The 13,544-nt window shown below is 52.0% G+C and carries 11 protein-coding genes; 6 read left to right on the top strand and 5 right to left on the bottom strand.

Annotated features, from left to right (window positions below; all coding sequences use genetic code 11):
* The first annotated feature begins 115 nt into the window (after window positions 1-115).
* The 4 genes from ABIC80_RS10165 to ABIC80_RS10150 all read left to right on the top strand — a co-directional run bounded on the left by ABIC80_RS10165 (window position 116) and on the right by ABIC80_RS10150 (window position 6,833).
* Window positions 116-547, top strand: a complete 432-nt coding sequence (locus tag ABIC80_RS10165; protein ID WP_346440824.1) for a hypothetical protein — start codon at window positions 116-118, stop codon at window positions 545-547.
* Between the two features lie 83 nt (window positions 548-630).
* The gene (glnS, locus tag ABIC80_RS10160; protein ID WP_076769555.1) at window positions 631-2,298 is read left to right on the top strand and encodes a glutamine--tRNA ligase; all 1,668 of its coding nucleotides are present in this window, start codon (window positions 631-633) and stop codon (window positions 2,296-2,298) included.
* A gap of 441 nt (window positions 2,299-2,739) precedes the next feature.
* Window positions 2,740-4,137 carry a chitoporin ChiP gene (gene chiP, locus ABIC80_RS10155; protein WP_429176926.1) on the top strand — a complete coding sequence of 466 codons (1,398 nt, stop codon included), beginning with the start codon at window positions 2,740-2,742 and terminating at the stop codon, window positions 4,135-4,137.
* Window positions 4,138-4,178: 41 nt separating this feature from the next.
* Window positions 4,179-6,833: a beta-N-acetylhexosaminidase gene (locus ABIC80_RS10150; RefSeq protein WP_429176923.1), complete on the top strand. Its 2,655-nt coding sequence runs from the start codon at window positions 4,179-4,181 to the stop codon at window positions 6,831-6,833.
* Between the two features lie 100 nt (window positions 6,834-6,933).
* On the opposite strand, the gene fur is transcribed toward ABIC80_RS10150, so the two are convergent.
* The 4 genes from fur to ybfF all read right to left on the bottom strand — a co-directional run bounded on the left by fur (window position 6,934) and on the right by ybfF (window position 9,548).
* Window positions 6,934-7,380: a ferric iron uptake transcriptional regulator gene (fur, locus tag ABIC80_RS10145; protein ID WP_023479956.1), complete on the bottom strand. Its 447-nt coding sequence runs from the start codon at window positions 7,378-7,380 to the stop codon at window positions 6,934-6,936.
* A 289-nt stretch (window positions 7,381-7,669) separates the two neighbouring features.
* A complete protein-coding gene (gene fldA / locus ABIC80_RS10140; protein ID WP_023480004.1) occupies window positions 7,670-8,200 on the bottom strand; it encodes a flavodoxin FldA in 531 nt (176 codons plus the stop codon).
* Between the two features lie 163 nt (window positions 8,201-8,363).
* Window positions 8,364-8,645 carry a LexA regulated protein gene (gene ybfE, locus ABIC80_RS10135; RefSeq protein WP_023479957.1) on the bottom strand — a complete coding sequence of 94 codons (282 nt, stop codon included), beginning with the start codon at window positions 8,643-8,645 and terminating at the stop codon, window positions 8,364-8,366.
* Window positions 8,646-8,783: 138 nt separating this feature from the next.
* Window positions 8,784-9,548 carry an esterase gene (gene ybfF, locus ABIC80_RS10130; protein WP_429176921.1) on the bottom strand — a complete coding sequence of 255 codons (765 nt, stop codon included), beginning with the start codon at window positions 9,546-9,548 and terminating at the stop codon, window positions 8,784-8,786.
* 182 nt (window positions 9,549-9,730) lie between these two features.
* Here ybfF and seqA point away from each other — a divergent pair, with 182 nt between their 5' ends.
* Window positions 9,731-10,285, top strand: coding sequence for a replication initiation negative regulator SeqA (gene seqA / locus ABIC80_RS10125; protein WP_076769558.1), 555 nt, complete (start codon window positions 9,731-9,733; stop codon window positions 10,283-10,285).
* A gap of 24 nt (window positions 10,286-10,309) precedes the next feature.
* Window positions 10,310-11,950 carry a phosphoglucomutase (alpha-D-glucose-1,6-bisphosphate-dependent) gene (gene pgm / locus ABIC80_RS10120; protein ID WP_023479953.1) on the top strand — a complete coding sequence of 547 codons (1,641 nt, stop codon included), beginning with the start codon at window positions 10,310-10,312 and terminating at the stop codon, window positions 11,948-11,950.
* A 282-nt stretch (window positions 11,951-12,232) separates the two neighbouring features.
* On the opposite strand, the gene ABIC80_RS10115 is transcribed toward pgm, so the two are convergent.
* Window positions 12,233-13,465, bottom strand: a complete 1,233-nt coding sequence (locus ABIC80_RS10115) for a hypothetical protein (protein ID WP_429176919.1) — start codon at window positions 13,463-13,465, stop codon at window positions 12,233-12,235.
* Window positions 13,466-13,544: the final 79 nt, after the last annotated feature.

Here is a 13,544-nt window from a genome sequence, read left to right as displayed (position 1 = left end):
TTGCTCCTGAGTCGGCACATTAGCCTTAAGCGGCGGGGGATCTCCTCCGCCGCTTTTTTTTACCCGCCGTTTAATGAATGCCATACTGGTGGCCGCTATTTTACAGAGGTGAATAATGAAAAGGATTTTATACGCGCTGATGATAACGACGGCGCTTAGCGGCTGTATTCCGCGTTACGCAACCATACGTCCGCATTATGAAGTGGATGTGCGCAATCCGGCCGGAGAGCCGCTGCCAACAGCGATGATGTGGGTCAGTACCGGACGTTCCCCACCGGGATACTATCCCGCACCGGAGGAGTTCCGCGCCGACAGGCAGGGCCATATTGATGTTGAGAAAAAATCCCAGTGGGAAAATATGATCTTCTTTCTTCACGGCACCAATTTCTACTCGTGGGGCTGGTGTATTGAAGCGCCCGGTTATCTCCCTCGCAGTGGAAGAGGTGATGAGATCGTCAGCCCTGTGATCCTCACGCCGACCACGCAGGATCTCCGCTGTCGGCAGGCACACTATGCGGACGAATACCTTTCTCCTGAGCATCAGTGATTTGTATAAGTAAAGGTTGTTTCCTGCGTCCTCTTATTAGATCATATGCCGTTATACGTTGTTTACGCCTTGAGGAACCTGTGATGAGTGAGGCTGAAGCCCGCCCGACTAACTTTATCCGCCAGATCATTGATGAAGATCTGGCCAGTGGTAAACACACCACCGTCCATACCCGTTTTCCGCCGGAGCCGAACGGCTACCTGCATATCGGCCACGCGAAATCCATCTGCCTGAACTTCGGTATCGCACAGGACTATAACGGTCAGTGCAACCTGCGTTTCGATGATACCAACCCGGCAAAAGAAGATATCGAGTACGTTGAATCAATTAAAAACGACGTGCAGTGGTTGGGCTTTCACTGGTCTGGCGACATCTGCTACTCCTCAGACTACTTCGATAAGCTGTATAGCTACGCAGTTGAGCTGATCAACAAAGGCCTGGCCTACGTTGACGAGCTGACCGGCGACGAAATTCGCGAATATCGCGGCACGCTGACGCAGCCGGGTAAAAACAGCCCGTACCGCGATCGCAGCGTAGAAGAGAACCTGGCGCTGTTTGAAAAGATGCGTGCGGGTGGTTTTGAAGAGGGTAAGGCCTGTCTGCGTGCGAAAATCGATATGGCTTCGCCGTTTATCGTGATGCGCGACCCGGTTATCTACCGTATTAAATTTGCTGAACACCATCAGACCGGCAATAAGTGGTGCATCTACCCGATGTACGACTTCACCCACTGCATCAGCGATGCGCTGGAAGGGATCACCCACTCGCTCTGCACGCTGGAGTTCCAGGACAACCGCCGTCTGTATGACTGGGTGCTGGATAACATCACCATTCCGGTTCATCCGCGCCAGTACGAATTCTCGCGCCTGAATCTCGAATACACCGTGATGTCCAAGCGTAAGCTCAACCTGCTGGTGACCGACAAGCACGTCGAGGGCTGGGACGATCCACGTATGCCGACCATCTCTGGCCTGCGCCGTCGTGGCTACACCGCGGCTTCTATCCGTGAGTTCTGCAAGCGCATTGGCGTGACCAAGCAGGACAACACCATTGAAATGGCGTCGCTGGAATCCTGCATTCGTGAAGATCTCAACGAAAACGCGCCGCGCGCGATGGCGGTTATCGACCCGGTGAAACTGGTTATCGAAAACTACCCGCAGGGCAGCAGCGAAATCGTCACCATGCCGAACCATCCGAACAAGCCGGAAATGGGCACTCGTGAAGTGCCGTTTAGCGGTGAGATCTGGATCGATCGTGCTGATTTCCGCGAAGAAGCCAACAAGCAGTACAAACGTCTGGTGCTGGGCAAAGAGGTACGTCTGCGCAATGCGTATGTGATCAAAGCGGAACGCGTTGAGAAAGACGCCGAAGGCAACATCACCACCATTTTCTGCTCTTACGACGCCGAGACGCTGAGTAAGGATCCTGCCGATGGCCGCAAGGTTAAAGGCGTGATCCACTGGGTTAGCGCGCAGCATGCGCAGCCGGTTGAAATTCGTCTTTACGATCGTCTGTTCAGCGTGCCAAACCCGGGCGCCGCCGAGGATTTCCTCGCCACTATCAACCCGGAATCGCTGGTCATTAAGCAGGGTTTTGCTGAGCCATCGCTGAAAGAGGCGCAGGCGGGCAAAGCGTATCAGTTCGAGCGCGAAGGCTACTTCTGCCTCGATAGCCGCTATGCCACCGCGGACAAACTCGTGTTTAACCGCACGGTAGGCCTGCGTGATACCTGGGCAAAAATCGGCGACTGATTACCTCAATCAGCGATCGCTATTTAAAAACGCCGCTTCCCGCGGCGTTTTTTATTTATTAACCACCGAATTACAATTAATACATATTCGTGCTGAAAATTAATTCCGCCCCCTGTTGGTGTGCTGTTTTTTTATTCCTGAAACTTTGCAAATGCAGGAATCAGAATAGTAGTAAATCGCTCTTTCCGATAAAGAATTAAATATCGAGTGAATATGGTTTTGTTATTTATTTGCGTGATTTATGAAACGAACTTTCATCCTCATTTAATTCTGTGCACTTCGTCATACTCCGTTATTTTTGCTTAAAAACACATTGATAATTCCCAAGGCGAAAAATAGGCTTTGTGCTGTTGTTTATTTAGGGAATATCCGTAACGGCTTCCTGATGTTAATTTTTATCGCCGCCGTGGCGGGTTTTTTACATTTAAAAGGAATCAATGTATGCGTGCGTTTGCAGGTAAACGGAGTACGCTTTCGCTGGCTATTGCCGTAGTAACCGCCATGTCAGGCCTGGCGCTTCCCGCGCAGGCGCAGGCAAGCGGTTTTATTGATGACTCCACGCTGGCCGGTGGGGTCTATTACTGGCAGCGTGAGCGCGACCGTAAGGATATTCTCGATAATAAATATAAAACGAACCTCTCTCATGCCACGTGGAATGCGAATCTGGATTTCCAGTCAGGCTTTGTGGCAGATATGTTTGGCCTGGATATCGCTGCTTTCACGGCAATCGAAATGGCGGAAAATGGCGATAGCGCTCACCCAAATGAAATTGCTTTCTCCGCCAGCAATAAAGCTTATAAAGAGCGCTGGTCCGGTGATAAGAGCGGAGTCAGCCTCTATAAAGCCGCAGCAAAATTCAAATATGGCGCTATCTGGGCGCGAGCAGGTTATATTCAGCCCACCGGGCAGACGCTATTCGCGCCGCACTGGAGTTTTATGCCGGGCACCTACCAGGGCGCGGAAGCGGGCATTAATAATGATTATGGCGATGCCGGTGCGCTGAGCGTCTCCTATATGTGGGCCAATGGATATAAAGCGCCGTGGCATATCGAGATGGATAAGTTTTGGCAAAACGACAGAGAGCACCGGGTCGATTATCTCCATTCCCTCGGCGCAAAATATGACTTCAAAAACAATCTGGTGCTGGAAGCTGCATTTGGCCAGGCGCAGGGCTATGTCGATCAGTACTTTGCAAAAGCCAGCTACCAGCTGGATGTAGCAAATCAACCGCTCAGCACCAGCTATCAGTTTTATGGTGCCCGCGACAAAGTCCGCGATCGCGGCATCAACGATCTTTACGACGGCACCGCCTGGCTACAGGCACTAACCTTCGGTTACACGGTCGGGCCACTCGTGCTGCGCCTCGAAGGAACATGGGTAAAAGCAGAAGGCCAGCAGGGCTACTTTTTGCAACGCATGACGCCAACCTACGCTTCTTCCAATGGTCGTCTCGATATCTGGTGGGATAACCGCTCCGACTTCAATGCCAACGGCGAAAAAGCGCTCTTCCTGGGGGCGATGTACGATCTGGAGAGCTGCAACTTGCCCGGCTGGCAAATCGGCGCCTCTTACGCCTACGCGTGGGGCGCAAAACCTGCCGAAATGGCCGTGCCGGATGCATGGTACAGCGCCGATTATCGTCTGAAAGAGTCCGCTTACAGCCTCGATGCCATCTATACCCTGCAGGAGGGGCGCGCCAAAGGGACGATGTTTAAGCTGCACTTTACCCAGTATGACAACCACTCTGCTATCCCGAGCTATGCCGGTGGTTACGGCAACATTTTCCAGGATGAGCGAGACGTGAAATTGATGGTCATCGCGCCGTTTACCCTTTTCTAAGACATTTGTTGCCGGACATTGGCAACCTTAAGGAACAGAGCATGCATACAGCACGTTTAAGCCTGCTGGCGGGCGCCATCACAGCGCTGCTCAGCAGCGGCACGGCACTGGCAAGCCAGAGCACGGTTGACGCTATCAGCCAGTTCAATCTGAACTACGCCGTAAAAGATAACTTTGCCGCCCAGCATGGTGTTGATTGCGCGAAGCTCGGCGCTGACTGGGCTTCCTGCAACAAAGCGGTGATCACGCTGACCAACAAAGGCGAGGCGGTGACCGATAACGCATGGGCGATCTACTTCCACAGCATTCGTCCCATCCTGCAAGTCGCGAACCCGCAGTTCAAAGTGACCCATATTATGGGCGACCTGCATAAGCTTGAGCCTACCGGGCAATTTACTGGTTTTCCGGCGAAGCACTCCGTTGAGATCCCGATTATTAATGAGTACTGGCAACTCTTTATTACCGACGTGCTGCCGCGCTGGTATGTCACAGGAGAGGAAGCGACGCCAAAAACCATCGCCAATACCAATACGGAAGATCTTGCCCAGTTCGTCACGCCGCTTGGCGAGCACTGGAAACGAACGCCGGAGGATAAAAATATCCTGATGACCGCTGAAGCGCGCTTTGCGCAAAACAGCGATATCAAAACAATAAACCTCGCCTCGCTGCGCGGGCAGATTGTGCCGACGCCGCGCGAGGTAAAAATCTACGGTCGGGATATCGATCTCAGCCAGGGAGTGAAGCTTGACCTTTCGGCGCTGATGCCCGATGCGCAAAACGCCATCAAAGGGCGCTTCGCCATGCTCGGTGTGGAAGAGGGGAGTTATCCGCTACGCACCGAGATTGCCCGTAAAGCGTTCAGGGGTGACGAGGCGATCAACGGTGCCTATCAGTTGCGTATCAGCGAGAAAGAGGCGGTAGTGACCGGTTTTGATCAGAGCGGCGTGTTTTATGGCCTGCAATCCCTGCTTTCGCTTCTCCCCGCGCAGGGGACGATGACGCTCCCCACGCTGATGGCGAAAGATGCGCCGCGCTTCGACTATCGCGGTATTCATCTGGATGTCGGGCGTAATTTCCACAGCAAAGCGGCGGTGCTGCGCCTGCTGGATCAAATGGCGGCTTACAAGCTGAATAAATTCCACTTCCATCTGACGGACGATGAAGGGTGGCGCATTGAAATTCCGGGGCTGCCGGAGCTGACTGCGATTGGCAGCCAGCGCTGCCACGATCTGAGCGAGAAGCAGTGCCTGCTGCCGCAGCTGGGCTCTGGACCGGATCGTGATAACAACGGCAGCGGATACTTTACCCGCGCCGACTACATCGAGATCCTCAAATACGCCAAAGCGCGACACATTGAGGTGATCCCGGAGATCGATATGCCTGCCCATGCACGCGCGGCGGTCATCTCAATGGAGGCGCGTTACGATCGCCTGATAAAAGAGGGCAAAGAGAGCGAGGCGAGCCGTTACCGCCTGCTCGATCCGACGGATACCTCTGTTACCGCTGGCGTACAGTTCTACGATCGCACCGGCTATCTCAATCCGTGCCTGGACTCCTCGCGCAACTTCGTCGATAAGGTGATGGGCGAAATCCTGCAGATGCACAGAGAAGCAGGTCTGCCGCTGCGCACCTGGCACTTTGGCGGCGATGAAGCAAAAAATATCTACCTCGGTGCCGGATATACGGATGTTAAAGATCCGCAGCCGGGTAAAGGCATCATTGATCAGAGCAAGCAGGATAAGCCGTGGGCGAAATCCGCGGCCTGCCAGGCGATGATCAAAGCCGGGAAAGTGAGCGATGTTGAACACCTCTCCAGCTACTTTGGTGCAGAGGTAAGCAAGCTGGTTAAGGCGCACGGCATCGATGTGATGCAGGCGTGGCAGGATGGGCTAAAAGATGCCAAAGACGCTTCTGTGTTTGCCACCCAACATGTGAATGTCAACTTCTGGGATGCGCTCTACTGGGGCGGTTTCGATTCCGTCAACGACTGGGCGAATAAGGGCTTCCGCGTGGTGGTCTCCAACCCGGACTACGTCTATCTCGACTTCCCGAGTGAAGTTCACCCGGATGAGAGCGGCTACTACTGGGGGACGCGTTTCAGCGATGAGCGCAAAATCTTCAGCTTCGCGCCGGACAACATGCCGCAGAATGCGGAAACCTCGGTCGATCGGGATGGCAATGCGTTCAGCGCTAAATCAGACAAGCCGTGGCCGGGCGCTTATGGACTTTCCGCCGAGCTGTGGAGCGAAGTGGTGCGCACGGATGAGCAGATGGAGTATATGATCTATCCGCGTCTGGTCGCCGTGGCAGAGCGGGCATGGCATCGCGCAAGCTGGGAGCTGGATTATCAGGCAGGCCGCGAATACAAAGGCGGCGAGACGCAGTGGGTCGATCAGAAAGCGCTTACGGCTGACTGGCAGCGTTTTGCCAATCTGTTAGGGCATCGCGAGCTGGCGAAGCTGGATAAAGCCGGCATCCATTATCGTCTGCCGGTGCCAGGGGCGCGAATTGTTGACGGTGTGCTGGAGGTCAACATCCGCTTCCCGGGGCTGGTGGTAGAGTACTCCCTCGATCGCGGCAAAACGTGGCAGCGCTACGAAGCGGAATCCCGTCCACAGATTAAAGGAGAAATTCAGGTGCGCACCGTAAGCCCGGACGGCAGGCGCGTCAGCCGTGTCGACACGCTGAAAGCCTGATCGCTTTCCACCCTGAGCGGCGTAACCTTTTAACGCGCCGCTCAGCCGACAGGCATAAAAAAAGCCAACCTGACGGTTGGCTTTTAACGTTCAGAAGAACTTATTTTGCGTCGTGCGCGTGTTCATCTTCGCGGCAGTCGCCTTCGGCGCAGTGGCCGTAAAGGTAGAGACTGTGGTTCGTCAGGCGGATACCGTGTTTAGCGGCAATTTCGCGCTGGCGCAATTCGATGGAATCATCACTAAATTCGATGACTTTACCGCAGTCGAGGCAGATAAGGTGATCGTGGTGATGCTGCTGCGTCAGTTCAAAAACGGATTTGCCGCCTTCGAAGTTGTGACGGGTGACAATCCCGGCGTCATCAAACTGGTTCAGCACGCGGTACACCGTTGCCAGACCAATCTCTTCACCCATGTCGATCAGACGCTTATAAAGATCTTCCGCACTGACATGATGGTTATCCGGCTCCTGAAGCACTTCCAGAATTTTTAAACGTGGAAGCGTGACTTTCAGGCCGGCCTTCTTTAATGCGGTATTGTTGTCAGTCATGCGGAATCTGTCCTGTTGCTATACGATTCACTTCCTTCTCGGAAGTTATAAGGAATGCACCCGGGCGAATGCGTATCATTATAGAACTGCCATGTATAAATGAAAACTGCAAGCCCTCAAGTAAAGTAAGCTTTTAAAACGTGGTATCGCCGACAACTCCCGGTCGAGCGTAACGCGTTAAGCAGGGCTTATTGTACAGGGATGAATAGGAAAGTTAAAAAAATGTAGCAATTATTTCGATTGCTTTTACCTATTGATACGGCGCAACCAGCAGATTGCGCCATAAAAATCAGGCATTCAGGATTTCATCCAGATGCAGCTCTTCAGAAACCTGCTTCACCCACTTCTGTACGCGCTCGGCGGTCAGTTCTGGCTGGCGGTCTTCATCAATCGCCAGACCCACAAAGTGGTCGTCATCCGCCAGGCCTTTTGAAGCTTCGAAATGGTAACCGGCAGTCGGCCAGTGACCCACAATCGTCGCGCCGCGCGGTTCGATAATATCGCGAATAGTGCCCAGCGCATCACAGAAGTACTCAGCGTAATCTTCCTGGTCGCCGCAGCCGAACAGCGCCACTAACTTACCATTAAAATCAATCTCTTCCAGCGTCGGGAAAAAGTCATCCCAGTCGCACTGCGCTTCACCGTAATACCAGGTCGGAATGCCGAGCAACAGGATGTCATACCCTTCGATATCTTCCTTACTGCTCTTGGCAATGTCATGAACATCGGCGACGTCTTTACCAAGCTGGCTCTGGATCATTTTGGCGATGTTTTCGGTGTTGCCGGTGTCGCTGCCGAAGAAAATGCCTGTAATTGCCATGAGTAAAATAACCTCTTGAATCTTAATGAGTATAGGGGGAGCGCTAAGCCCACAGATAAGGGCAATCATAGCAGAACAGAGAAGAACGCGGAAACTGCTATTGCCGCGGACTGCACTGTATGCCACATGAAAAGGGGAATTTGATGATGATTCAGAAGAATCGCTATCCGCGCAGGGCTTTAAGCTGCGCCAGCAGCATCTCTTCGATAAGTTCGCTGCGGCTTATCTCGCGCGCTTCGGCCAGCTCATTTAGGGCTTCCACCGCTTCCGCATTCAGTTTCAGTTCGACGCGCTTAAGCCCGCGAACCTTATCGCGTTTGAGCTGGTTGCGTTTATTAATGCGCAACTGTTCATCGCGCGAGAGCGGGTTGGTCTTCGGCCGTCCCGGGCGACGCTCATTCGCGAAGAGATCTAGTGTCGTACGGTCCGTTTGTTCTTTAGCCATGATATGAATACTACGGGAAAACACGCAATCGGGCCGCTGCCCGGGCTGAATAGCGCGCCATCATACATCACCAACATCGGCACGCCAACGACCGGGCGCGTTGAAACGACCGGTCGCCGCCTTTTTAATCAGTTGGCCTTATTCTGCCAGGTAACGGCGGATGGCACGCAGCACCGCGTCAGGTTTTTCTGCATGCACCCAGTGCCCGGCACCGGCAATGACATACGCCCGCGCCTGGGGGAACTGCGCCAGCAGCGCATCGCGGTAGGCATCGGTGACATAAGAGGAGTTACCGCCGCAGACAAAGATGGCAGGCTTATCCCACGCCGGAATTTTCTCCCAGCCAACAATATTGGCATATTGATCCCACAGCACCGGCACGTTAAAGCGCCACTCACCGTCAACGAAGGATTTGAGTAAAAACTGAACCACGCCCTCTTCATCAAGCTGCTCGCGCATCAGCGCCGCCGCCTGCTGGCGCGACGAAACCTTCGCCTCGCTTACGGCGTTGATGGCGGCAAAGATCTCATCGTGACGGCGCACCTTATAATCCACCGGCGCCATATCAATCGCCACCAGACGGTCGATGCGATCGGGTGCCAGTGAAGTTAGCGCCATCACCGCTTTGCCGCCCATGGAGTGGCCGATAAAGGTCGCTTTTTCAATCTGATGTGCATCCAGCGTATCAAGCAGGTCCTGCGCCATCGCCGGGTAGTTCATCTCCGGTGAGCGGGGCGACACGCCGTGATTACGCATATCCACCTGCAGCACATCGTGATCCTGCACCAGGTCGCGGGCGAGCACGCCGAGGTTATCGAGGCTGCCGAAAAGGCCGTGAACCAGCACAATCGGGGAATTGTTGTGCGGATGTTGTGCAGTTTGCGCGCGCGTGTTCAATTTCATGGCAAAGTTCTTTTTTTCACTCCAACGGGTTAGGTTATTATGGTGAACATTCTGCCGCCCGGCTGCAAGGCTAAGCATTACTCTGAGTTTTGCCGCCATCCTGGGGTGTACCTATCCGCTGTTGGGATTTCACTTTATAATCCCAATACTTGTATTCAGATTTTATATAGCACTGGATTAAGATGAAAACGATTGAAGTTGATGATGAGCTCTACAGTTACATTGCCAGCCATACTAAGCACATTGGCGAGAGCGCATCCGAGATTTTACGGCGTATGCTCAAGTTCTCCGCCGCATCATCGTCTCCCTCTGCAGCGCCCGCCGCGCCGGTGAAAGAGACACGCGCTGCCAGCGTTGTCGAAGAGGTGAAACCGGCCAACACGACCCGGGATAAAGTTCGTGCGGTTCGCGAGCTTCTGCTCTCCGACGAATACGCCGAGCAGAAAAAAGCGGTTAATCGCTTTCTGCTAATCCTGTCTACACTCTATTCACTCGATGACAAAGGGTTTACGGAATCCACTGAATCTCTGCACGGTCGCACGCGCGTATACTTTGCCGCTGATGAGCGCACCCTGCTGCAGAACGGCAACCAGACCAAGCCGAAGCAAGTGCCGAACACCCCTTACTGGGTCATCACCAACACGAATACGGGCCGTAAATGCAGCATGATTGAACACATCATGCAGTCAATGCAGTTCCCGGCGGAGCTGATTGAGAAAGTTTGCGGCACAATTTAATCCTTGCATTAAAAGGACGAAGCAATGGCAAACCATCCGCGTGCTGGGCAACCTGCACAACAGGGCGATTTGATTAACGTCGCGCAGCTGACTGCGCAGTACTATGTGTTGAAACCGGAAGTTGGCAATGCTGACCATGCGGTGAAATTTGGTACCTCAGGTCACCGTGGTAGCGCATGGCGTCACAGCTTTAACGAGCCGCACATTCTTGCTATCGCCCAGGCGATTGCCGAAGAGCGTGCGAAAAACGGCATCACCGGGCCGTGCTATGTTGGTAAAGACACCCACGCCCTCTCTGAGCCGGCGTTTATCTCCGTGCTGGAAGTGTTGGCTGCCAACGGCGTTGATATCATCGTGCAGGAAAATAACGGCTTTACGCCGACGCCTGCCATCTCTAACGCCATTCTTGTGCACAACAAAAACGGCGGCGCGCAGGCGGATGGTATTGTGATCACGCCGTCCCATAATCCGCCGGAAGATGGCGGTATCAAATACAACCCGCCGAACGGCGGCCCGGCCGACACCAACGTCACCAAAGTGGTGGAAGATCGCGCTAACGCGCTGCTGGCCGACGGTCTGAAAGGCGTGAAACGCATTTCGCTGGATGCGGCGATGGCCTCCGGTCACGTCACTGAAAAAGATCTGGTGCAGCCGTTTATTGAAGGGCTGGCGGAGATCGTCGATATGGCGGCGATCCAGAAAGCGGGCCTGAAACTGGGCGTCGATCCGCTGGGCGGCTCCGGTATTGAGTACTGGAAACGTATCGCCGAGCACTACAAGCTCGACCTCACCATCGTTAATGATGAAGTCGACCAGACTTTCCGCTTTATGCACCTCGACAAAGATGGCGCGATCCGCATGGACTGCTCCTCCGAATGTGCGATGGCCGGTCTGCTGGCGCTGCGCGATAAGTTTGACCTGGCCTTCGCCAACGACCCGGATTACGACCGCCACGGCATCGTAACCCCGGCTGGTCTGATGAACCCGAACCACTACCTGGCGGTAGCGATCAACTACCTGTTCCAGCATCGCCCGCAGTGGGGCAAAGATGTTGCAGTCGGTAAGACGCTGGTCTCCTCTGCAATGATTGACCGCGTGGTTAACGACCTTGGTCGTAAGCTGGTGGAAGTGCCGGTGGGCTTTAAGTGGTTTGTTGATGGTCTGCACGACGGCAGCTTCGGCTTCGGCGGCGAAGAGAGTGCGGGCGCTTCCTTCCTGCGCTTTGACGGTACGCCGTGGTCAACGGATAAAGATGGCATCATCATGTGCCTGCTGGCAGCGGAGATCACTGCGGTGACCGGTAAAAACCCGCAGCAGCACTATGACGAACTGGCAGCCCGCTTTGGCGCGCCGAGCTACAACCGTCTGCAGGCTGCGGCCTCTTCCGCACAGAAAGCGGCGCTCTCTAAGCTCTCGCCTGAAATGGTAAGTGCCAGCACGCTGGCGGGGGATGCGATCACCGCTCGCCTGACCGCAGCACCGGGCAACGGCGCGTCGATTGGCGGCCTGAAAGTGATGACCGACAACGGCTGGTTTGCCGCGCGTCCGTCCGGCACCGAAGACGCCTACAAAATCTACTGCGAAAGCTTCCTCGGCGACGAACACCGTAAGCTGATTGAGAAAGAAGCGGTAGAAATTGTCAGCGAAGTGCTGAAAAACGCGTAAATCGCGGCACAGTAAAAAGGTTCCCTCGGGAGCCTTTTTTGAACACCTTAACATAATGAAATAAAAGGATTTATTTGATTGGAGGTCCACATGCTGACCACGTCGACGCTGTAAGCCGTCCGCAAGAGAGGGCGGCTTACAGCACATCAAAAATCTTTACTCTACAGGTAGAACAAGATTACGGCTTTTAACATAATTTCCCCGCCCACTCCCATTCATACATACAAATTCAAAGAGAGTTTTTCCAGTAAAAAATAGCTGCTGGGTTCTATATATCATTCATTAATAGCTAACTTTACTAATATCCCCACCAATAGCTTTGAGAATAGGCCTCATGAAATAAGCTCCATTTTCATCGCGTGATTCTGAACTCATTAACTCCAAAGTTGGTTTACTTTCCTCGCTTTCCCTTATAATTCGCCACGTGATACTCTTCTGGTTATTTTTGGCATCGATACCAATGATTTGTAATCGTTCATCAATAATTGGCATTTTGTGTATTGCCTGAGCGTAATTACGATTGGCATTTCTTAGCCAGAGTTCTGATATCCACACAAAACCAAACGCATTAATCATCATTGCTCTATCAGCTACTATTCTCCAAAAAACGTACTTATCACCTTGATCTTCAAAACTAGTACTCATCATATCTATCACCTGATAATTATCATTGAAAAAGAACAGGCATTGAATATGAAAACCTGAGTTTAGGAAATTTATTTCAGTTAATTTTCCTAGATGCTCTACAAGTTCATGCACAGAGGTAACTTTACATGGCTGTTCAATAGCAGAAATCTCCTCCTTTAGTGAGTCGGGTATAATTGACTCATCATAAGAAATAGTTTCGTAGGAAACCTTACCAGTTGAAAAATTCTTAAGCTTCAGATAGTTTACATGCCTAACTTCATTGCGTAATGAATCAAAGGCATTTGGTGTGGTAATTTCCTCACTTATAGGGTTGTTTATAAAGGATCCTAAAGATTTACACGATTCATACACTCGACTATAAATAATAGTTAGTGCATGTAAAAGCTCATAATCCTTGAGACTGTTAGCGACCCAACGTCTTTCAGATTTAATAACAGCAGATTCAGTCATTCCTGATGGTAATTTTTTTTGCGCTAACCTAACAAGTTTTTTAACGCCAATGCCTAACAATTCATTCCTTGTGGATATTTCAATATCTTGCTCTTCAACATATGAGAAAATTAGAGTAGCTTTTGCTTCACTAAACATCTCTAAATCGCCTTGTTTTTCTATAACGTTTCGAGAATTTTTAGCCCAAGTCATTAAGGGATCATTACTCCACTTATCGACAATATTTTCTGGGTACCAACTATCAAAACCTTCTATCTCGCTTTTATTTTTTTGAATGATGAAAGTAACGGTCCTGGATGTTTGTAGGAACTGATTTAAATTTATCCTAAACAGCTCAGGATCAAAATATGTTTTAGCACAAATTTGAAGAAGATGAGAGAGATCTTTAAGCCTTCTTTCCCATGGTTTTTTGTTCATTTAAATTATTCCCTTTAAATATTTAATTATGAATCTGCATTAGAAATTTCACGGATTTATTCTAAGTCAACCTTGTTTG

The organism is Kosakonia sp. 1610 (assembly GCF_050435845.1).
GTDB classification, from domain to species: Bacteria; Pseudomonadota; Gammaproteobacteria; order Enterobacterales; family Enterobacteriaceae; genus Kosakonia; species Kosakonia cowanii.
This window is presented reverse-complemented; position numbering and strand designations above follow the sequence as displayed.